The sequence below is a fragment of the Mycoplasmopsis anatis genome, assembly GCF_900660655.1.
Classification (GTDB): domain Bacteria; phylum Bacillota_I; class Bacilli_A; order Mycoplasmatales; family Metamycoplasmataceae; genus Mycoplasmopsis; species Mycoplasmopsis anatis.
The window spans coordinates 252276-275455 of sequence record NZ_LR215035.1 but is presented as its reverse complement, the minus strand read 5'-3'; the positions used below and the strand labels follow the sequence as shown (position 1 = coordinate 275455).

Below are 23180 nucleotides of genomic sequence, written 5' to 3'. Positions count from 1 at the left end.
ATTTTTAATTTAACACTTAGCTTAATATAATTTAAATATGAAAAACAAGAATATATTAAGAAACTTTTTGCTTAGTGCTAGCTCAATAGCTTTATGCACTTCATTTTTAACAATTTCATGTGAAAATAAAAAAACTAATAAATTATGAGGAGATGATAGTTTTAACAAAAAAATAAAACTTGATAATTTAACTTATAGTGATGAGCTTCAAACGGTTAAATTCATTGCACCATTCAACAAAAATATACCCCATTCAAATACATTTTATCAATTAATTACATATGCTTTTGCTGATGGAAACAATGATGGAATTGGTGATTTTATTGGTTTAAGTGAAAAATTAGATTACTTTGTAAATTTAGGAATAGACACTTTATACATTTCTCCAATTCATCCAGCTAGTTCATATCATGGATATGATGTAATTGATTATACTGATGTAGCACCAGAGCTTGGTGGAATGGAAGCTTTTGATGATTTTCTAATCAAAGCACATAAAAAAGGTATTAGAGTAATATTAGATCTAGTATTTAATCACACTTCTTATGAGCATCCATGATTCCAAAAAGCTCTACAAGGTGACCCAAAATATATGAAATACTATAATTTCTATGAACCTAAAGCTAATGAAAAAGAAGTTAAATACGGTATAGATGATCAACACTTACGTAGTCTATTCCACAATGTTGACAAAAAAATACCACCAACGAATAAACACTATGTTGCTGAATTCTGAGGTGGAATGCCTGATTTAAATTTAGACAACCCTGAAGTTATTCAAGAGTTAATAAATATACAATCATTTTGAGCTAAAAAAGGTGTAGATGGTTTTAGATATGATGCTTTTTATCATTTCTTTAATTCAGAAAATAATCATGAAAGTAGAGATGACGGAAGTAAAATCGCATCAATTTTTGCACAATTAAGAAAAAATTCAGAATTAGCTATTGCTGATACATCAAACCAAAGAAGTAGTAATGAATTAATTATGTTTGGAGAATGATGAGGTAATCCTTCAGATGCAAAAAAATATTTTGTAGATAAAAATAATAATAAAGCATTAAATGGTGTTTTAGACGGAGTTAACTACGCTTCAAACTCATCTACTTTTATAACATCAGATACAGAAAAATTAATCAAAGACTACTTACCATATAATTCATTATGACTCCCAAGTATAGATAACCATGATAGAATTCGCTGAATACAAAAAATTAATCGAGAATTTTACTCAGGTACACAAATCGATGAAAATGGATTCGTTAAAGATATTTTAAAAAATTACTATAGTCTTAACTTTTTAAATATGTTAACCAAAGGTGGGAATCCTATAATTTATCATGGCGATGAACTAATGATGCATGGAAATAAAGCTTTAGGTGATCAATATGTACGTGAAGCCTTTAATTGAAAAAATGATAAATATAATGTCGATTTTTACGAAAGACGTTCAGGAAAAGATAGCTCACATATTTATACACATTCAATTAAAAATCTAAGTAGTCCTGAAGAATTAATCAAAGATAAAAATTCATTGTACAATATCGCTAGCGACATCAATAAATTAAGAAGAGAATTTATCCAACTACGTGAAACTAATAGTGAATATATAGCTAATACAAAAGAATTTTTAACTCACACTAATAGTAATATAACAAATAGTTTTGCTGAATATTACACAGTTAGAAAATTAAACAACAATGAATATCTACTTGTATTAGTTGATAATGTTTTCAATGAAATTAATCCAGTTATTCAAATTAATGAAAAATTCACTGTTGAAAATATTCATCCAGAAATGAATAGAAATATAACATTAAAAGATAATCAACTAACTTTAGAAAAAGGAATTAGTTTTGGAGTATTCAAGCTAATTAAAAAACAAAGCTTTTAGTTTATTAAATAAATTAATATTACAATGACTGGAATTATTAATAATATTAAAATGTAAGATCCAAATCCCTATATGAAAAAATATGGAAATGTTGTTACTTCACATATAAATTTATATAATTAAATTAATTGGAGGGATTATGAAGAAATTATTAAATAAAGTGGAAAATGTTGTACCAGAAATGCTTGAAGGTTTAGCTAAATCTAACCCTAATATCATTAAACTTGAAGGTTATAATGTTATAGCTAGAAAAAACAAAACTAAAAAAGTAACATTAGTATCAGGTGGTGGTGCTGGACATGAACCGGCTCATGCAGGGTATGTAACTTATGGTATGCTTGATGCAGCTGTTTCAGGGGAAGTTTTTACTTCACCAACACCTGATCAAGTTTTAGCGGCAATTAAAGAAGTAGCTAACGAAAAAGGAGTTCTTTTAGTTGTTAAAAACTACACTGGGGACGTTATGAATTTTGAAATGGCAGCAGATTTTGCTCAAATGGAAAATATAAACGTTAAAAGTGTTATTGTAAATGATGATATCGCAGTAGAAAATAGTTTATACACTGTTGGTAAAAGAGGAGTTGCAGGAACAGTTTTAGTACATAAAATTGCAGGTTCAGCAGCTGAAGATGGTCATGATTTAGAGTATGTAACTCAACTCGCACAAGAAGTAGTAGATAATACCGCAACTCTTGGAATGAGTCTTGGAGGTTGCACAGTTCCAGCTTCAGGTAAGAAATCGTTTGAATTAGCTGAAGATGAAATTGAAATGGGGCTAGGAATTCATGGTGAACCTGGAACCCACAAAGAAAAGATTAGAAGTTCAAAAGAACATGTCAAATATATGTTAGACAAACTTCTTGAACACTCAAATATTACAGAAAAGGATGAAATATGTGTTTTAGTAAATGGTCTTGGTGCTACAACACTTATGGAACTTTATGTAATCAATAATGATGTTAACAAATATTTAGAATCTAAAAAAATTAAAATTCACAAAAATTTAGTTGGAAACTATATGACATCCCTTGAAATGCCTGGTTTTTCAATTACAATCCTTAAATTAAATGAAAAAACAAAGAAATATTTAGATTTTGACATTAAAAACAACCTATTTTAATTGAATTTGTAGAAAGATGACTAATGAATAAAATTGTTACAACTCAAGAATTAATCTATATTCTTAAAAAAATTGCTCATAAAATTGAAATACACGAAGAAGAATTAACTGATTTAGATAGACAAATTGGTGATGGAGACCACGGCACAAACTTAAAACGTGGATTTAACGAATTATTGCCAATTTTAGAAACTAGTTCAAATAAAACAACAACAGAGTTATTAAATGCTTGTTCTATGACAATGATGAGTAAAGTCGGTGGTAGTTCAGGTCCACTTTTAGCTACAGCATTTATGAGAATGGCAAAAGAAAATGAACTGAATAAAATGCTTTTAGCAGCTGCTGAAGGAATTAAGATGCGTGGTAAAGCTAATGTTGGTGAAAAAACTATGTTAGATGTTTTAGAACCTTTTGCCACAACATTTGATCAATTAACTAAAAATGGTGAAAAAAATAAATCCGCATTAGAAAAAGCTCTTAAAGTTGCTTACGATTCTAAAGAATTGGTTAAAAATAAACCAGCAACAAAAGGTAGAGCTAGTTATCTTGGTGAACGTACAATCGGAATTGTTGATCCTGGTTCACAAAGTATGTATTACATTTTAGAGACCTTAGTGGAGAATTATAATGATTAATTTTGTAGTGGTGAGCCACAGTAAAAAATTAGCTCAGGCTGCAATTGAATTAGCTTCGATTATGAAAAATTCTGACTTTAAAATTGTTAATGCAGCTGGGCTTATTGATGGTGAAGGATTTGGAACTGATGTTCAAAAAATCATCGATTCTATCAATTCTGTCAATGATGGTGATGGAGTGTTGGTATTTTGCGAAATCGGTTCATCACTGATGAGCTCGCAAATGGCTGTCGAAATGATTAATGATAAAAAAGTAATATTGGTTGATGCACCTTTTGTAGAATCATTAATGGTTGCGACAGCTACCAATAATGAAAATACTGCTTTATCAGATCTTTTAAAGGAAACTCTTTTAACAAAAACTTTTTCAAAACAATAAAAAAAGTCAACCTTAATGGTTGATTTTTATTCTTCTGTTGTGATTTCTGCCTCATATTCCTGTTTTGCTTTTTCATCAATTAATTTTTGTTTTATTATAGGATTTTTATTTACTAATTTTTTAAGCTCTAAATTATGTAGTTTATTAGGCAATTCAGAATTTAACCTATTTTTGAAAATAGTAAAAGTGTCTTTAACTAGGCTTAATTGTTTGATGGCCGCATCAATAGACGCCTCAACTTTATCTAAATTTTTATCCATAGCCTCAGAGGTCTTTAAAATAGAAGTTACTTGTGAATGTATGGTTTCTTCTAAATTTATTAGTGATAATTTATATTCATCATTTTCTTTATCTTTAAGTTTTAATTTATAATAATCTCTCTCAAATTTGACAATAAACTTTATAAATTCAACTATTTGTTTTGGACGGATAATGTATGTATTTTCGTAAATACCACTCATATCTTTAAAACCATTATTATAAATTTCATTTTCAGGTTCATAAGTTGAAACTAAAACTGCATATTTACATTTTTTGTTTACACGATTTCTATTAAGTTTTTCTAAAAAACTTGTATTTTTCTTATTTTCATTACTCATCATACGTTTCATTTCAAACATAATTGATGTAATTTCTATCTTTTTATTTTCATCTAAAAATAAACGATAAATAAAATCACCTTTTTCATTTTCGTCGTCAACTTTTGTATCTTTATAAAATAATGAAAATTTTTGAATTTCTGGGTCACATTCTTCTAAATATTTATCTTTACAATATTCTTCAAGAGTTCCGCCAAAACTTGAAATACCATAAATTTTAGATGAGTTGAACTCATTTTTTTGAGTCTCATTTATCTTTGCTAATTCTTCAGTTAATTTATTATTAACTAGACTAATTTTTGCTATCTCAGCATCTTTATCATTAATTAATTTTTCCAGTTTATCTTTTTGTTCGTGAATGGTTTGTTTTAATTTTTCATCAAAGTTTTTAGTCATTTCGATTTCTTTTTCTTGACTAGTTAGAATCAATCTTGTATTTTGCTCTTTTAGTATATCTATTTGTGTTTTGATTCCGTTTTCAATTTTTCTAATTTCTTCATTTAACGAAATTTTGTATTCATTTTCCATTTTTTGTAACTCTAGAGAATGTTCTTTAACGATATTAATGTTTATATTTTTTAATTCAGTAATTTCGCTAGTCAAAATATTTTTGTCTCGTATTGCTTCACGAATATAGTCATTTAACTGATCTTTAAAAGCATTTTTCTCTTTTTCTAGTTTACTTTCAAATTCATTGCTCATTTTTTTGTGCAATTCATTTTCAATTTTTTTATTTGACTTTTCGTAAAAGAAATTGTAAATTTCATTCTCGACTTTTTCAGTTAGTTCAATTGTGATACTGCAGTTTGGACACTTAATTTTTAAATCATTCATTTTTACTCCCTTTATATTAATTATAAATAAAAAATACAAAATAGCAGGTAATTATTGAGTTTTAAGAGCGTTTCATAAATATGGAAATTCGTAAAATAGAAAAGTCATGCGACCATTATCGCATGACTGTTTTTATTTATTGGGTCTTTTAGTAAAATAATATTGCTCCAAAAAATACGAAAGGACCCAGTATGATTATAGCAAATATTAAAAATTCTCTTGAAAAAGTTGTGTGTATAAAAACTAAACGAAAACATCTTCCTAACAATCATTATTTGATAAAGAATTCTGATGAAGAAATTAGGTTATTACATTCGAAAGTCTTAAAAACAAGACTATTGAAAGAGAATCAAATGAGTATTCTTCATTTTAATGAATGTTTAAGGTTAATAGGGCAAAATAAAACCATTTCTCAAGTTTCAAACATTGTAAGATTTCAACCAAAAACTATTAAAAAACTATTAAAAATTTCTGCAACAAATCAAGGTGATTTTGTTAAGAAATTTAAGAAAGTTTGTCGCAATTGCGACAATTATATTAACTATGTTAACTATATAGATTTTAATTTGTTAGCTGAACATTTGATATTTTATAGGTCAAGAAGAACTAGACTTCACTCAAAAACTATTCAAAACAAATGAAAAGATTTTATTAGATTTTGAAATGAAGAAGTTGACTATTTTAGAAAAAATCGATTTAGTAAGGATTTTACAAAAAGAGCCATAAAAGTTTCTGCTAAAGCACTTGTTAATAAATTTAAAAAACATTACCCTAATAGTCCTTGTCCTACGACAAGCACTGTATATAAGTGCTTAAAGTCAAATGAGTTTTCATTATCTATAGATATTTTACAATTTCTTTCGGTAGGAAAATACCGAAAGAGAACTGTTAAAACTCAAAAAAGTTCTCTTAAAAATGCAATTCCAATTCATCAAAGACCTGAGGAAGCTAACAATAGAACTATGGAAGGTCATTATGAACTTGATACAGTTATTGGTAAACGTGAGGACAAGTATTGTTTAGTTACTGTTTTAGATAGAAAATCTAGAAGACTCTATTCAGTTAGGTCACTAAAAACTTCATTAGCAGTTAAAAAATCATTGATTAAAATTATTGAAAATAACGCATTAAAAATCAAAACTTTAACAATTGACAACGGCTCCGAGAACGTGTTGTTGCACGAAGTTATTAATCAAAACAATTTATACAAATGTGACGCGTACTGCTCATATCAAAAAGGTTCTATCGAGAACATTCATAGACATATCAGAAGATATATTGCTAAAGGTATTTCAATGGACAAATTTTCTGATGAACAAATTCAAATAATGATCAATAGAATTAACAAATATTTATTACTTATCTCAAAATAATATTGAAAAAAATTTTAAAATCGGTCATGACCGATTCTTTTGGTGTGCTTTTTTATATAAAAAAGCAATATAATTATAAATATTGAAGCACTATTGTACTTCAAGCTCTTTAAATAAAAATAATGGTCGCATGACTTTTCCACTTTATAAAATATGGAAATTTTACTTTTTTTCTAAAAAATGAAAATGATTTCATTAAAATATAAATGTGATCAAACACGTAAGGAGATTTAAAATGAAAAAATATGATGTAGTTATTATAGGAGCTGGTATTATCGGAGCATCTATTGCTTACGAATTATCAAGATACAAACTTGATGTATTAGTTGTTGAAAAAAATCCTAAAGTTGCTGATGAAACTTCTCTAGGAAATTCAGGATTGATTCATGGTGGTTTTGACCCCGAACCACATAAAATTGAGGCTAAATTAAACTTAGCAGGGAATATTAAATGACAAACTGATTGATTTAAGCACTTAAAATTCCCAAGAGTGAAAATTGATTCATTAATTTTAGCTTTTAACGAAGAAGAAATGAAACATGTTCACATGTTATATGATCGTGGATTGGTAAATAAACTTGATCCTAAAGACTTAAAAGTTCTTACAAGAGAAGAAGTACTTAAAAAAGAACCTAATGTAAATCCAGAAGTTTTAGGAGCTTTATTATGTACTTCATCTGTTGCTATTCACCCTGTTGAAGCTACTAAAGCACTTTTAGGAGCATCAAAACAAAACGGAACTGAATTAAGAGTAAGTTCAGAAGTTACAGATATTAAATATGAAAACAATGAATTTACAATAACACTTAACGGAACAGATAAAGTTGTTGCTAAAAAAGTTGTTAATGCTGCTGGACACTATGCAGACATTCTTGCAAACAAATTCAAATTTGATGATTTCAAACAAACAACACGTCGTGGAGAATACCGTATTTTAGATAATTACGATAAGAATTTAATTGGTTCGGTATTATTTAAAGTACCAACAATTCACGGAAAAGGAGTTATTGTTGCTCCAACATTAGATGGACACTACTTAGTTGGACCTACAGCTGAAGAAGGTGTGCCACGTGAAGATACAAGACTTGTTACAAGAGAAAAATACGATTACATCGGTGAAATAGGAAAGAAAATAGTTCCTTCACTTAAATTAGAAAGAACAATTATGACTCTTTCAGGTTCTCGCCCAATTGATGTTGAGACTAATGACTTTGTAATCCGTAAATCAAAAAATAACCCACACTTTGTTTTAGCGGCAGGAATGCAATCACCTGCACTTAGTTCGGCCCCTTCAATTGCTGAAGAAATAGTTAAACTGCTTGAACTAAAACTAGAAAAACGTGAAAACTTCAAACCTGATTATGAAATTGATGTATTCTAAAATTAATTAGCAAAGGAATCTATGAATAAAGAAAAATATATTATTACATTAGATGAAGGTACAACATCATGTCGTACAATTGTATTTGACCATAATGCTAATATTGTATCTACATCTCAACATGAATTTACACAATATTATCCAAAAAGTGGATGAGTTGAACACGATGCATTAGAAATCTGGAACACCCAACTGTCAACAATGCAATCAGCCAAAAACAAAGCTAACATTAAATCTAATGATGTTGCAGCACTTGGTATTACGAATCAACGTGAAACAGTTGTTTTATGAAATAAAGTAACTGGATTACCAGTATATAATGCTATTGTTTGACAAGACAGAAGAACTAGTGACTACTGTGATACTTTAACCGAACATGTAGAAATGGTTAGGGAAAAAACAGGGTTAATTATTAATCCATACTTTAGCGGAACAAAAATAAGATGAATTCTAAAAAATGTTCCAGAAGCACAAAAAGCGTTAGAAAGTGGTACATTACTAGCAGGTACAATCGACACATGATTAATTTGAAAATTAACAAGCGGAAAAGTACATGCAACCGACGTATCAAATGCTTCAAGAACATTACTATTCAATATAAACACAATGGATTGAGATGATGAATTACTTAAATTATTTGAAATTCCTCGTTCAATCCTTCCTGAAGTTAAATCTTCTAGTGAAGTGTATGGAATTGTTGATCCAAAACATTGATCATTAAGAGCAACAGGGGAAGTTCCAATCGCCGGAGTAGCCGGAGACCAACAATCAGCTTTATTTGGAAATTATGTAATAAAGTTGGTATGGTTAAAAACACTTACGGAACAGGTTGCTTTACATTAATGAATATAGGTGAAAAACCTATTCTATCAAAAAATAAATTGTTAACAACTGTTGCTTGACAACTAGGCAAAGAAAAACCAGTTTATGCACTTGAAGGATCTGTTTTTATCGCTGGAGCTGCTATTCAATGAATTCGTGATGGATTACAATTAATCTATAATTCAGCTGAGTCTGATTTCTATGCTGCATTGGCTGAAAAAGATAACACACACCAAGTGTACTTAGTACCATCATTTACTGGATTGGGAGCACCTTATTGAGATTCATACTCACGTGGAGCTATTTTTGGTATAGAAAGAGGTACTAAGAAAGAACACATTGTTAAAGCTACATTAGAATCTATAGCATTTCAATCTAATGACTTAATTAAAGCCATGGCTGCTGATATTGATAAAAAAATTGAAGTTCTTAAAGTGGATGGTGGAGCATCAAATTCAAACTATTTAATGCAATTCCAATCATCAATTTCTGATGTTAAAGTAATTCGTCCAAAAAATGTTGAAACTACTGCATTAGGTGCTACTTTCCTAGCTGGACTAGCAACAAAATATTGAGATAATCTTGACGAAATTGAAAAGAATACAATGGTTGATAAAGAATTTTCACCACAATTATCTTCCGAAGAAGTTAAAAAATTAATTCGTGGTTGAGATGAAGCAGTTAAACGTACATTTAACTGAGTAAAAGAAATCGAGGTAAAATAATAAATGGCAATAGCATTTTTAAGTGAACTTATAGGTACAATGGTTCTTATAATTCTTGGTAATGGTGTATGTGCATCAGCAAATTTTAAAAATATGTTTGCACACAAAACATCAAACTGAGTTCTAATTACATTTGGATGAGCAATAGCGGTTTTTGGTGGAATCGTCGCAGCTTATTTATTCCAAGGAGCGGTTGCTCATTTAAATCCAGCAGTTACAGTATGAAGTTTCTTTGATAAACTATTATCAAATACATTAACTGGTACTGAAGCTGGAAAACACGGACTATATGTTTTAGGTCAAATTGTAGGAGCGTTCTTAGGGCAAGTTATTCTTAATGTAATTAACTGAAATCACATTAAAGAAAATGAACTTGGATTATTGAAAGGTTCTTCATGTACTGGTGCTTCACATCCTAATAAATACGCACACAATATGATGTATGAATTCGTTGGTACAGCTGTTTTAATCGGATTGATTGCAGCAGGTAGCAAATATGATGGATTCAGCCAAGTTGGTGCTATGGCAGTTCCATTTGTTGTTTTAGGAGTTGGTATGTCTCTTGGTTCTGCAACAGGTTACGCAATCAACCCAGTTAGAGATTTAGTTCCTAGATTTGTATATTTCTTAACAGTAAAATTAATGTTCAAAGACGCAAAAGATGCTCCAAGTGCAGACTTTAAATATGGTTTATTAGTTCCTGGTTTATCTCCATTATTAGCTGGGGCATTTGTATCTATTGTTGTCTTTGGATTATTAAAGATAGCTGCCTAAATAATAAAATTCAATCTTAATGATTGGATTTTTAAATTTAAAAAACATCATAACATATAAATTACGATGTCATTCAAAATTTATAATTCTTTTTACGATTTCTATTTTATTGAATCTACTAAATTCTTAAGAAGACAAACTACAGTCATAGGTCCAACACCGCCAGGCACAGGTGTAATTGCTGCAACTTTATCTTTAACACTTTCAAAATCAACATCACCAGAAATTACATCAGGTAAATGATCATCTAAATTAGTTCCTACATCAATAACTATAGCACCTTCTTTAACATTAGGCTCTTTAACTAATTTAGCTTCACCAGCAGCAACAATAACAATATCAGCATTTTCTACACCTTTAATACCTGTGTGCTCATCATAAGTAGCGACTGATGCACCCATTCTTTTGATAATGTGAGCAACCGGTTTACCAACCAAATAACTTCTACCAATAACAGCCACTCTTTTATCTTCAACTTTAATATTGTAGTGTTCCATCAATTCTAAAACAGCTCTAGCGGTAGCTGGAACAAAGAATTTATCTTTAGTTCTAGAACCGTTATATAAAGCAAATTCATTTCTGTTACTTAATCCATCAATATCTTTTTCATATGGAATTGCGTCCATAATAACTTGAGTTGGAATGTGCTTTGGCAATGGTAATTGAACGATTATTCCATCACTGTAATCATTAATTGAATCCATTTTTTTAAGTAGTCTATCTTGACTAATTGACTCATCATATTTGTATAATGTAGCTTCAATACCTAAGTATTCGGCTTTTTTAATTTTGTTTTGAACATATTTGTTAGAAGCTGGATTATCACCTACTTGAACAATCCCAAGACGAATTTTTCTTGGTAAGTTCATTGAATCAATTTCATTTTTTAATTTTTCTAACTCACTTTTAGCTAATTCAACACCACTTAATATTTGCATCTAAGTTCCTCCTCGTAAATTTTAAGTTCTTCTTGGTATTTTTCAAGCTTATCTCTTTCAGCTTGAACTTTATCAGCTGGAGCTTTATCAGTAAAGCTTTTATTATTTAACATATTTGTTGCTCTATTAATTTCAAACTTAACTTTTTCAATTTTTTCAAGTAATCTTTGCTTATTAATTTCTCTTTGATTTGTATCAATTTCGATAAATAAATTACCCGAATTTAACGCAAAAATTGCATCATTGTTATTTTTAAATTCAGCAATTGCCATCTTTTTGATAGTTTCTTTGGCTATTTCATTTAATTCATTATCAAAGTAATAATTTATAACTTCTTTTTTTGAAATTTGATTTTCTTCACGATACCTTCTTATTGTTGAAATTATTTCAATTAATGTATCAATATACTCAACATTTTCAAATTTTTCCAGTTTAGGTCAAGAGTATTCTAATAATTCTTCATTAAAGATATCACTAAATAATCTATCAGTGATAAATGGCATAAAGGGATGAAGTATAATCAAAATATTTTTAAGGATTTCTAATGAAACTTTTTTAGAAGCATTCAACTTAATCAATTCAATATACCAAGAACTAAAATCGTTGTAAATAAATTTGTTAACTTCTGCACACATTAATGTAAATTCATATTTTTCCATAAATTTATCGATATTACTTTGAAGAGCAATAATTTTATTAGTGATTCATTTATCAGCATCTGTGTACTTAGTACTTGAATTATCTTCCATTTCTGAAATATATCTTGCAATATTCCAAAGTTTATTATTCATTGCTCATGCGACCTGAATTTTTTCAGGAGAATATCTAATATCCATTCCTGGAGTTGTATTTGCAATTAAAAACCATCTTAATGCATCTGAACCATATTTTTCTACAACATCAATTGGATCTATACCATTATTTAATGATTTAGACATTTTTCTATTTTGTTCATCTCTTATTAAACCGTGAAGTAATACATGCTTAAATGGTTTTTTATTTTGAAATTCTAATCCAAAAAGATACATACGAGCAATTCAGAAGAAAATTAAGTCATACCCTGTGACTAGAACATCTCCTGGATAATATCTCTTAAGTTTTTCATCGTTATCAGGCCATCCCAAGAAAGCGAAAGGAGCAAGGCCGCTAGAGAATCAAGTATCAAGCACATCTTGATCTTGAACTCAACCTTCTCCTGGACATTCTATTTGAACCTTAATTTCATTATTTTTGTATCAACATGGAATTTGGTGACCTCATCAAAGTTGTCTAGAAATTGTTCAATCATAAACATTTTCCATTCATTGTTTTAATGTACTTTCAAAACGTGATGGGAAGAAATCAACTTTTTCTTCACTATTAAGATGTTCTAAAATGTCTTTGGCAAATTTATCCATTTTAACAAATCATTGAGGCATGACAAGAATTTCAATTGGCGCTTTACTTCTATCACTATATCCAACGTTTGATATTGAATTTTCAACTTTAGTTAAATAATTATTTTCGCTCAAGAACTTTGCAATAGCTTCACGAGCTTCAAATCTTTCTAACTTATCAAAGGTAGAATTAGGAGAATTAATATATCCTCTTTTATCGATAGTTTCAATAATTTCCAATCCATGTTTTTTAATTATTTCAATATCAACTTCAGCATGAGCTGATAATTTCATAACACCTGAACCAAAATCTTTATCTACATAATCATCTTCAATTATTGGTAATTTTCTTTTAGTGATTGGGTGAATTGCAAATTTTCCTTGAAGATGTTTATATCTTTTATCTTCCGAATTATATACTAGAGCAACATCTGAAAGTAATGTCTCAGTTCTAACTGTTGCCACTTCTAAAAATTCACTTGAGTTTTCAATAAAGTACTTAATATAGTACATTTTTTGTTCAGTTGGTTTATTAACAACTTCGATATTTGATAAAGCTGTTTCTAATTCTGGATCTCAATTTATTGCTTTAATATCTCTATAAATTAGTCCTTTGTTGTAAAGTTCAATAAATACTTTTAGAACAGCATTATTAGCACTTTCATCTAATGTAAATCTCTCGTTAGCATAATCTAACGCTAACCCCAATGATGCTCACTGTTTTCTAAATGTTTGAGCATAATCTTTTTTTCATTCTCAAACTAATTTTAGAAATTCTTCTCTACCTAAATCATGTCTTGTCAAACCTTTGTTTTCATATAAAGTTTGTTCAACTTTAGCTTGTGTTGCAATTCCCGCATGATCCATACCCGCTATTCAAAACACATCATAATTATTCAATTTTTTGTAACGAATAATAGTGTCAGGAATGTAGGAATCTAATGCATGTCCGAGATGTAATTTTCCTGTAACATTAGGAGGTGGTAAAAGTATTGAAAACGGTTTTTTTCTCTCATCATGATTCATGAAATATCTTTTTTCTTGTCATTTTTTCTCAATATTTTTCTCAACTTCTTTGTGATTATAAATTTTTTCCACGGTTTCCTCTTTTTACAAAATATTATTTAAAATATTTATATTCATATTTTACCACAAATATGTATTTTCAGGTTTTGAGCGACATCTAAGACTTTTTAACTTTTTAGTTTTATTTTTAGATTTATTAATATAAAATTAATTTATTAAAAGAGGAATGATGAAAAAAATTAAAAATAAAATCTTACTTGGTTCTTCAGTAATCTTGCTACCAACATTTACTACACTATCAGCGTCATGTTCAAATGATAAACCAATTAATCCAGATAAACCAACCAAAAACATTGAAAATAACCTAAGTTTTAATTATCAAAATTCATTTGTAGTAGATTTAGACAATGATTTTTTTCTAGAAAAAAATGTTGATGATTTTAGAAAAAATAACTTTAAATCAATTCAAAAAAAATACTTAGAATTTTCAATTTCTTCCATTGATTTAGCTGAGAGATTTGCAAATAATTTAAAAGAAATACTTGCCTCAATTTCATCCAATGAAACTGTTTCGTTTAAAAGCTTAACTTCGAGTATTGATGAATTATTAATTAAAATTTCGCAATCTAGAGAAATTGACTTAAATCAAAAACTAGATGAATTCGAAAACTCTGCAAGAGAAATAAATACACAAAAAATTGTTGCTGTTACACAAAATTTAAACACTGCTATCAATGACTCAGAAAACAAATTTGATAACAAAATCATTAACAAAATTAGTGAGGCTAATACAAACTATAGAAAATCTATGTTTAATAAATCAACTTTATTAACATTCAACTTACACAAATCATATTTGGAATATATAAAAGAAAATAAACCTGAGTTATACAAATTAGCAAATAATTTATTCCAAGTTAAAACTGAAGATAAATTATTGCAATTAATTCAAAAAACTTTAGATAATTTTGAAGAGAAAACACCAGAACAAATGTCATATTCATTTTTATGTTTTCAAGCTACCGTTAAAGCTTTAACATATGCCGATTTGATTCAAAACAACGAGATAAAAAAAGGATTAATAATCCCTCAAAAATTCATTCATAATATAAATTTCGAAGTTCAACCAGCTTTTGTAACCACTTTAGAAACTTGAAGAATCTTTGAAAATGATTTAGACTCATCGAATGCTAATTCTAAATTTATCAAAAATTCAAATGAAGACGTAGTTGCCATTGAATACATTAAGAATCAAGATCGATTCATCTCAAATCAAGATGAAGATATTGATGAAGAACTTACAATTTCAATCACTAACATTATCAACGAAGTACTAAAGAGAAATCCAAAATTAAAATCAGTAACAAGAATTAAGGCAACAGATAAAACTGGTGCGGTATTCATTACAAGTCTAAGTAATTTAGTAATTTCAAACATTTCAGAAGAAAAAAATAATGATTCAAAAATTAATAAATTAACACTAAAAAGAACCGAAGGAGAGGTTAATATCTTTCCGGAATACACTCAAATTTTACAAAATTTAATAACTTCCAATTTAATCACAATATCACAAGATGATTTAGAATTTATTGCAATTATTTTTAATTACTAAAATTTATGGTTAATTTTATAAATTAACCTTTTTTATTGTGTTTAACTAACTAATAATATTTTAAAATAATGTAAAATTTAATTAATATTTATAACATGAATGGAGCAATATGATTTTTAAAATTAAAGGCACAAAAGATTATGACAAATACGATGTTGCTTTAAGAGATGATATTTATAATAATTTTAGTAACTTAACTAAAATTTACAATTTTAAAATGATTGAAACTCCAATTTTTGAGGCTACAGAATTATTTAAGCGCTCAAATGAATCAAGTGATATGGTGCGTAAGGAAATGTATGATTTCTTAGATAAGGGTAAACGTTCAATTTGTCTTAGACCTGAAGGTACTGCACCATTTATACGTGCTTTGATTGAAAATAAGTGATATGTAGATCAAAGTAAATTTGCTTATTTTGGACCTATGTTTAGATATGAACAACCTCAAAAGGGTCGTTACCGTCAGTTTATTCAAGCCGGAATTGAATATATCTCAAATAAGAATCCATTATATGATGTTGAAGTAATTTTAATGGCCAAGGAAATCATTCAGAAATATTTTGACTTTGATAAACAAATTGAATTAAAAATTAATTCAATCGGCGATATTGAAACTAGAAAAAAATATGAAGAAGATGTTTATAACTTTCTCATTCCATATTATGATCAACTAACTCAAACAAGTAAAGAGAGATTAGATGAACGTAAAGTTTTAAGAATTCTTGATGATAAAGTTGATTCAAAGCATGAATTTATTAAAAAATGTCCAAAAATTATTGATTATCTAAGTTCAAGTTCACGGGATTACTTCGAATCAATTTGTAATAATCTTAAAAATCAGAACATCAAATTTACTATTTCCACAGATTTAGTAAGAGGGTTAGATTATTATGATGAATTAGTGTTTGAATTTGTTGTTAAAGATCAAGACACAGAATTAACTATTCTTGGCGGTGGAAGATATTCAAAATTAATTAATGAACTTGGTGGACCGGAACTTTCAAGTATCGGATTTGGTCTTGGTGTAGACCGTATGATGACCTTAATTAAAGAACTTCATCCGGAAATAAATGAAAAATTACAACAAAACATTGATTCAGTTGAAGTTTTCGCTGCAACAAGTACTGACAATATTGAAAATAAAAGAATAATTTTTGAATTAGTTAATAACTTAAGAAAAAATAACATTAGTGTTGAATTTAATCCCGAAGAAATAAAAATTAAAAAAATATTCAACCATGCTCAAAAATACAATGCTAAATTCTTATTATTTGATGATGTTAAAGTAAAAGACAAAATATTACTCAAGAATTTAAAAACTAAAGAAACATATCAATTGGAAAAAAATGATTCAATTCTAATAAATATTATGAATTTGATTAAAAATAACTAAGGATAATTATGAAAAAAGAAATTAAAAATAATGAATTAAGATTAGAAAATGTTGGTCAAAAAGTTACTCTTTATGGATGGGTCGCTAACAAAAGAAGATTTGGTGAATTAAATTTCGTTGACTTAAGGGACAAATACGGAATTACTCAACTAGTTTTTAATAAACCTATTAATTTTTCAAAAGAAAGTGTTTTAGAAGTACAAGGATTGGTTGTAGAAAGAAAAGATAAAAATCCAAGTTTAGAAACTGGAGATATTGAGGTTGTTGTTGATAACTTCACAATTCTCTCAAGCTCTGCTGAATTACCTTTTTCAATCAAAGATGAAATCGAAGTAAAAGAAGATTTAAGACTAAAATATAGATATTTAGACTTAAGAAGACCAGTTATGCAAAAAACTCTTGCACTTAAAAATAAAATTTTCTATCACATTAGAGAATATATGCAAGAAAATGACTTTACTGAATTAGAAACTCCAATGTTAGCCAAGGCTACGCCTGAGGGAGCTAGAGACTTTTTAGTTCCAACTAGAACTAAAGGATCATTTTTCGCATTGCCTCAATCACCACAATTATTTAAACAATTACTAATGGTTGCTGGATTTGAAAGATATTATCAATTTGCTAGATGCTTCAGAGATGAAGATTCTAGAAAAGATAGACAACCAGAATTTACTCAATTAGATATCGAAGTAAGTTTTATGTCAGTTGATAAATTCCAAGAAATAGTTGAAGGTTTATTTAAACACTTTATGAAAAAAATTGGTCATGATATTAAAACTCCATTTCAAAGATTAAAATTTGATGACTGTATTAGAGACTATGGGACAGATAAACCGGACTTAAGATATGAATATAAAATTATTGATATTGATTCATTCTGCAACAATACAGACTTTAATGTAATTAGAGATGCAAAAAGCAAAAGAATGCTTAAAGTTCCTTCGATAATTACCAAAAAAGATTTTAAGGTACTTGAAGAAATTGCAAATAAAAATAAAGCCAAAATATTGTTCTATTTTGTTGTAGAAAATGGTGTTGTTACTCATTCAAATTTCGCTAAAAAAGTTGCTGATGAAGTAAATAAACTTATTCAAATTTATGGTGATGGTTCATATTTTGTTGTTGCTGATGATTTTGAAAATGCTTCTAAGGCTCTTGGAGCAGTTCGTGTTGAATTGAATAACATGTTTAGTTATGCTCGTGATGAATATAACTTTAGTTGAATAGTTGATTGACCAATGTTTGAGTATGATGAAACATTCAAACGTTGGCAAGCAGCACACCATCCGTTTACTCAATTTGATAATACTTTAGAAGAAATTAACACTTTGGAACTTTCAAAATTACGTGCTAAAAGCTATGACCTAGTATTGAATGGTTTTGAATTAGGTTCTGGTTCTGCTAGAATCAGCGATCCTCAAATGCAACAAAAAATGTTTGAACTAATCGGTATGAGCAAGGAAGAACAAGAATCAAAATTTGGTTTCTTCCTAAAAGCTTTCAATTACGGAGTTCCACCACACTGCGGAATCGGTTTAGGTATGGATAGACTAACAATGATTTTAGCTAACCACAAAACAATTAGAGATGTTATTGCGTTCCCTAAAAATGCAAAAAATCAAGATGTCTTCACAGAAGCACCAAGTGGAGTTTCTGAAGAACAACTTCAAGAGTTGTTTATCAAAGTGATTGAAGAAGAAAAATAAAACTTCAATAAAACTAGAATAAAAAGTTAACAGTTAATCCTGTCAACTTTTTTAGTTATTTAATAAAAATGTAAGGTAAACATATATTGTTTTTTAGTGAAACGTTATAACTAAATTAAGTTAATTAGTTCAAAATAAGTTCAAATATCATTAATATGGCTGGTGGAAAAAATGTGTGGAGAAATTATTATTCATTGTTTTTGAATTGATTGTGTGCAATATATATGACCTTATTCCATATTATCAGTTAAAAGAGAAACGTTTGTAGATTGATTTGTTTCTCTTTTTTATTTTGAATAAAAAAGACACTAGCACAAATATATTTCAACTTCAAGGTACAATCAAGTTACAAAAAAATACCAATAAAGGTAATTATATTATTATAAATTTTCAACAAGTGAATCGATTCTTTTGCTATATTCATCAATCAATTCACCATTATTTAAGGATTTTGCCAAGTTAACTTTTGTTCCTGAAATTAAAAGCGATTGTACTTTTTTTGCACCTAAAAATTTGAATGTTCCTTCAAGTCAAGATAAGTGATTACCTCATAAATATCAACCTTCGGGAGCACCCTGTGATGCAATAATTGTTACGTCAATATTTGTTAATAAACCAATTGCATCTCCTTTTTTGCTGTATTTATAAGAAAAAGTTTGATCTGCAACTGATATTGCATCTATGAAATTCTTAACAATTATAGAAGGACCAAAATTAATCATAGGAACAGATATAATAACTTTATCAACTTCTTTAATTTTTGCGATTCATTTAGAACTTTCAACATCAGAATAATAAGTTGTAAATGATTTTTGTGTAAGAAATACTTCTGATAATTTAGTATCAGCTAAATTAATTACTTCAATTTCTGAATCGATATATTTAGACTGTACTTTATCAATTAAATAATCAGCTACTTTATTTGAGAATGAGTTAGCATCAGCAACAAGATGACCTTTTAGTACTAAAACTTTCATTTTTCCTTCTTTCTATTTATTAAAATTTTTATTTTGTTATCACTGCGACAACTTCATTTACTTTAGAATTTTTCTTAACTTCTGTAAATTTTTTGAATTTAGATTCATTTGTAGCTATTAAAATAACATTTGGATTTAAATTATCTTGTAAAATTCTTTTTACATTTACAGTAACTAATTTTTGACCTTTTTTAATTTTCTCATTTTGAGTTACAAAGGTTTCGAATCCAATACCACCTAAATTAACTGTATCAATACCAATGTGAATTAAAATATTTAATCCATTTGGTGAAACAATGCCATAGGCATGTTTAGAAGGGAAACACACTTCTAATGTTCCATCAATTGGTGAGATAATATCAACAATTTCCTTATCTGAAATATCAAATACAATCCCATCACCTAACATTTTTTCACTAAATACACCATCATTTAATGATTCTACACTTAGGATTTTAGAGTTAGTAATTCCTAATAACTCTACTTTTTCTACATCCTCATCATATGTTTGTGATAAACATGTATCACTGTTACATTCTTTTTTTTCAGCTTCTTCTTGAACTTTCTTAGGAGCTAAATTTCCTTCTTGAACATGCACAGTACTTGCTTCGATTTTTTTGAAGTATGTAATAAATTTACGAACTTCTGCATTTACTTCGTCAGCTTTTTCTCCTAATTTAATTTCTACATATCTAGGGCCAATAATCGTAACTTTTTCAACTCCGTTTTTTTCTAGTTCAACAACATTAACTTTAGAACTATCTTTAACATCGTATCTTAAGCTTGTTGCACCATTATTAAATCCAGTAATATTACTTATACCACCAAGATTAAAAACTAAATCTTGGATAAATTGTGAGGGAACTTCTGTTGATCCTTCTTCTTTTTTAATAAAAATTGATTTTAATTTATTTAGAAAACTCATTATTACTCCTTGTTAAACTATAATTAATTATAATATATTAAATTCAATATAAGATTTTTAAGAACTTAGCTAATATTTTGTTATGGTTTTTTTTCCATAACCAACGCTTAAAAATATGATTTTTAATAATCTTACATTAATTAATAAGTTAGCAAATATGTCATAAGGTCATACTAATATAAAATGATAATAATTTATAAGTCTTATTCATAATAATTTTAATAAAACTGCAATTTATATATTTAATTTGCAAATTAAATCTTTTTTTCTACTAAAAGAACAATAAAAATTTAATATAAATATTGCTAGTAAAAAATAAATAAAAATATATAATAACAATTAATTATGGATAAAGATAGTATTATAAAGAAAACCCCGTTAGTTATTTTTTCTGGTCCTAGTGGAGTTGGTAAAGGAACAGTAGAAAGATTATTATTTGAATACGATGAGTTACGCTTATCGCTATCTTGTTCTGCAACCACTAGAAAACCAAGAGAAGGTGAAATTAACGGAATACATTACTATTTTTACGATAAATCATTATTTCAACAAATGATAAAAGGAAGAGAATTTATTGAATTTTCTTATCATTTTGATAATTACTATGGAACTTTATATACTGAGTTAACTAGAATTTCAAATCGCGGGATGACTCCAATGTTGGAGATTGAAACTCGTGGTGCTAAACAGGTAATTCAAAAATTAAAGGATGATCCTAGATATCATTTAATTACAATTTTTTTACTTCCGCCTTCGATTGACGATCTAAAAAATAGAATTTTAAAAAGAGGTTCGGAAGATATCCATACAATGAAAGCTAGATTACACAAAGCGACTGAGGAAATTGCTGAATCTAGTGTATTTAAGTATAAAATTATTAACGATATACCTGAACGTGCTGCTAATGAAATTAAAGAAATTCTTTACAAGGAGTTAGGTATTAAATGCAATGATTAGCAAAATCGATTAAAGGTGATTTTAGAGACGAAAATCAAGATAGAGTTGAAATTATAGAAAAAGATAATACCGTTTTAGCACTTTTATGTGATGGAATGGGAGGCCACTTCGGTGGTTCTTTTGCTTCATCAATAGCTGTAAATGTAATTGTTAATGAATTCCTAAATAGCTTTAACCAGAATCTAGCTGATCATAAAAAATGATTCTATGACTTGATTGATATTGTCAAAATAAACATGAAAAAACAATCAATTAATGAAGAAATGCATGATATGGGGACAACCTTAACTGCTGCACTTATTTTCAGAAAACAAAAGAAAATTATTATTTTCAACTCAGGAGACTCACGAACATACATACTCAATAAAAATGATGATCTAATCCAAATAACCGTAGATCACAATTATTACAATCAATTAATTCAAGAAGGATACGATAAAATAGTAGCCAATTCTCAAAGAGAGTCTAAATACTTAACAAGTGCTCTTGGTCCAAGTAAAAAAACAACCTTAGAAGTATTTGAATTAAACACTGAAAGTTACATGAAGACTAAAAGCATCTTGCTAACAAGTGATGGAATTCATGGTTTTATAAATAATGATGAAATTGAACTTATTGTAAAAAATTCGGACTTATCTCTAAAAAGTAGAATTGAAACAATTTTAACTAGTGCTCAAATAGCTAATTCCAACGATAATATGAGTGTCGCAATTATAGATTTTGATGAGGAAGATTATGTCTAGAAGTTATACAGAATTACCTTTTAGAGAATCAAGAGTTTATAAAAGTTACACAATATTAAAATTAATTGGAACAGGTGGAATGAGTTCAGTTTTTTTGGTTAATAAAAAAAATAAACCTAATGAGTTATACGCATTAAAATACCGTATTCAAGACAATAATAACAACAATTATATACGTTTCAAACGAGAAATTGAACTGCTTCAAAAAATCAGTTCACCTAATGTTCCCAAACTTTTTGATTACCACATTGATGAAAAAGAACAATATTTTGTAATGGAATATGTTAATGGTAAAAGCTTAAAATCAATGATTGAAGAAAATGGCTTTTTGAATTCGCGCTTAGCTGTAAGTTTTGCAAAACAAATTGCTGCTGGTATTGGAGAGCTACACTCTAATGGAATTGTTCATAGAGATATTAAAAGTACCAATATTCTTATTTCAGATAAATTAACTGTTAAAATAATCGATTTAGGGATTTCTATGTCAAGCGAGCACAATAATCAACGTTTGACTAAAACACATAGTATAATTGGTTCAGTGTATTATTTGGCACCGGAGTTAATCGATGATAATACTAAAATCACTAAGCAAGTCGATATATACGCACTTGGTGTGTTACTTTTTGAAATGTTGACTGGAAAATATCCATTTACTAACAAAAATGCTATTCAAACAATTCAAATGCATAAAGAAAACGAGTTCCCTAGAGTCAGAGAATTTAGAGAAGTACCACAGGCATTAGAAAATGTAATTCTAAAAGCAACTGCTAAAAATCCAAATAACCGGTATGAATCGATGTGAGAATTTAGAAAAGATATCGATACTTGCTTACTTACATCACGTTCGCTTGAAGCTCCTATTTCAGCAAAAACTGCCAAAGTTAAAAAAAATATAGCTGATTACACAAGTAGTTGAAGATTCAATCTTATCTTGATTTCTGTATTGGTTTTAATCAGCGCAATCTTAATAACAATTTCAATTTTAATTTAG

Annotated in this window: 18 protein-coding genes and 1 pseudogene; 14 read left to right on the top strand and 5 right to left on the bottom strand. The window is 28.2% G+C overall.

What is annotated here, in order from left to right; all coding sequences use genetic code 4:
• Positions 1–37: 37 nt before the first annotated feature.
• The 4 genes from EXC66_RS01200 (at position 38) to dhaM (ending at position 4028) form a co-directional block, all read left to right on the top strand.
• Positions 38–1894, top strand: a complete 1857-nt coding sequence (locus tag EXC66_RS01200; protein WP_006886891.1) for an alpha-amylase family glycosyl hydrolase — start codon at positions 38–40, stop codon at positions 1892–1894.
• 139 nt (positions 1895–2033) lie between these two features.
• Positions 2034–3014 (top strand): dihydroxyacetone kinase subunit DhaK, encoded by a 981-nt coding sequence (gene dhaK, locus EXC66_RS01195; protein ID WP_006886890.1) that lies wholly within the window; start codon positions 2034–2036, stop codon positions 3012–3014.
• A 23-nt stretch (positions 3015–3037) separates the two neighbouring features.
• Positions 3038–3649 (top strand): dihydroxyacetone kinase subunit DhaL, encoded by a 612-nt coding sequence (gene dhaL, locus EXC66_RS01190; RefSeq protein WP_006886889.1) that lies wholly within the window; start codon positions 3038–3040, stop codon positions 3647–3649.
• 7 nt (positions 3650–3656) lie between these two features.
• Complete coding sequence (gene dhaM / locus EXC66_RS01185) at positions 3657–4028, top strand: dihydroxyacetone kinase phosphoryl donor subunit DhaM (RefSeq protein ID WP_158004707.1); 372 nt, start codon at positions 3657–3659, stop codon at positions 4026–4028.
• 26 nt (positions 4029–4054) lie between these two features.
• Here dhaM and EXC66_RS01180 read toward each other — a convergent pair whose 3' ends face one another.
• Entirely contained in the window at positions 4055–5461 is a 1407-nt protein-coding gene (locus tag EXC66_RS01180) for a DUF2130 domain-containing protein (protein WP_112579147.1), read from the bottom strand.
• 191 nt (positions 5462–5652) lie between these two features.
• On the opposite strand from EXC66_RS01180, the gene EXC66_RS01175 reads away from it, so the two are divergent.
• The 4 genes and pseudogenes from EXC66_RS01175 (at position 5653) to EXC66_RS01160 (ending at position 10536) form a co-directional block, all read left to right on the top strand.
• Positions 5653–6834 carry an IS30 family transposase gene (locus EXC66_RS01175; protein WP_129622287.1) on the top strand — a complete coding sequence of 394 codons (1182 nt, stop codon included), beginning with the start codon at positions 5653–5655 and terminating at the stop codon, positions 6832–6834.
• A gap of 235 nt (positions 6835–7069) precedes the next feature.
• Positions 7070–8215 carry a type 2 glycerol-3-phosphate oxidase gene (gene glpO / locus EXC66_RS01170; RefSeq protein ID WP_006886292.1) on the top strand — a complete coding sequence of 382 codons (1146 nt, stop codon included), beginning with the start codon at positions 7070–7072 and terminating at the stop codon, positions 8213–8215.
• A gap of 21 nt (positions 8216–8236) precedes the next feature.
• Positions 8237–9762: pseudogene (glpK, locus tag EXC66_RS01165) on the top strand (glycerol kinase GlpK).
• Positions 9763–9765: 3 nt separating this feature from the next.
• On the top strand, positions 9766–10536 hold the full coding sequence (locus tag EXC66_RS01160; RefSeq protein WP_006886291.1) for an MIP/aquaporin family protein: 771 nt from the start codon (positions 9766–9768) through the stop codon (positions 10534–10536).
• Between the two features lie 101 nt (positions 10537–10637).
• Here the strand turns inward: EXC66_RS01160 and EXC66_RS01155 are convergent, their stop codons facing one another.
• Positions 10638–11474: a bifunctional 5,10-methylenetetrahydrofolate dehydrogenase/5,10-methenyltetrahydrofolate cyclohydrolase gene (locus tag EXC66_RS01155; RefSeq protein ID WP_006886290.1), complete on the bottom strand. Its 837-nt coding sequence runs from the start codon at positions 11472–11474 to the stop codon at positions 10638–10640.
• On the bottom strand, positions 11462–13948 hold the full coding sequence (locus EXC66_RS01150; RefSeq protein WP_006886289.1) for a valine--tRNA ligase: 2487 nt from the start codon (positions 13946–13948) through the stop codon (positions 11462–11464). The genes EXC66_RS01155 and EXC66_RS01150 overlap by 13 nt, the downstream gene beginning before the upstream one ends.
• Before the next feature lie 157 nt (positions 13949–14105).
• On the opposite strand from EXC66_RS01150, the gene EXC66_RS01145 reads away from it, so the two are divergent.
• From EXC66_RS01145 to aspS, 3 genes are all read left to right on the top strand, one after another.
• Complete coding sequence (locus tag EXC66_RS01145) at positions 14106–15488, top strand: hypothetical protein (RefSeq protein WP_006886288.1); 1383 nt, start codon at positions 14106–14108, stop codon at positions 15486–15488.
• 109 nt (positions 15489–15597) lie between these two features.
• Positions 15598–16881 (top strand): histidine--tRNA ligase, encoded by a 1284-nt coding sequence (gene hisS / locus EXC66_RS01140; RefSeq protein ID WP_006886287.1) that lies wholly within the window; start codon positions 15598–15600, stop codon positions 16879–16881.
• A gap of 8 nt (positions 16882–16889) precedes the next feature.
• Positions 16890–18587 (top strand): aspartate--tRNA ligase, encoded by a 1698-nt coding sequence (gene aspS, locus EXC66_RS01135; protein ID WP_006886286.1) that lies wholly within the window; start codon positions 16890–16892, stop codon positions 18585–18587.
• A 380-nt stretch (positions 18588–18967) separates the two neighbouring features.
• Here the strand turns inward: aspS and EXC66_RS01130 are convergent, their stop codons facing one another.
• Positions 18968–19564, bottom strand: coding sequence for an FMN-dependent NADH-azoreductase (locus EXC66_RS01130; RefSeq protein ID WP_006886285.1), 597 nt, complete (start codon positions 19562–19564; stop codon positions 18968–18970).
• Between the two features lie 28 nt (positions 19565–19592).
• The gene (locus EXC66_RS01125; RefSeq protein WP_006886284.1) at positions 19593–20489 is read right to left on the bottom strand and encodes a glucose PTS transporter subunit IIA; all 897 of its coding nucleotides are present in this window, start codon (positions 20487–20489) and stop codon (positions 19593–19595) included.
• A gap of 345 nt (positions 20490–20834) precedes the next feature.
• On the opposite strand from EXC66_RS01125, the gene gmk reads away from it, so the two are divergent.
• The 3 genes from gmk to EXC66_RS01110 are packed head-to-tail and all read left to right on the top strand — an operon-like array spanning position 20835 to position 23180.
• The gene (gmk, locus tag EXC66_RS01120) at positions 20835–21446 is read left to right on the top strand and encodes a guanylate kinase (RefSeq protein WP_006886283.1); all 612 of its coding nucleotides are present in this window, start codon (positions 20835–20837) and stop codon (positions 21444–21446) included.
• The gene (locus tag EXC66_RS01115) at positions 21434–22189 is read left to right on the top strand and encodes a PP2C family protein-serine/threonine phosphatase (RefSeq protein ID WP_006886282.1); all 756 of its coding nucleotides are present in this window, start codon (positions 21434–21436) and stop codon (positions 22187–22189) included. The genes gmk and EXC66_RS01115 overlap by 13 nt, the downstream gene beginning before the upstream one ends.
• Complete coding sequence (locus tag EXC66_RS01110; RefSeq protein WP_006886281.1) at positions 22182–23180, top strand: serine/threonine-protein kinase; 999 nt, start codon at positions 22182–22184, stop codon at positions 23178–23180. Before EXC66_RS01115 ends, EXC66_RS01110 begins: the two co-directional genes overlap by 8 nt.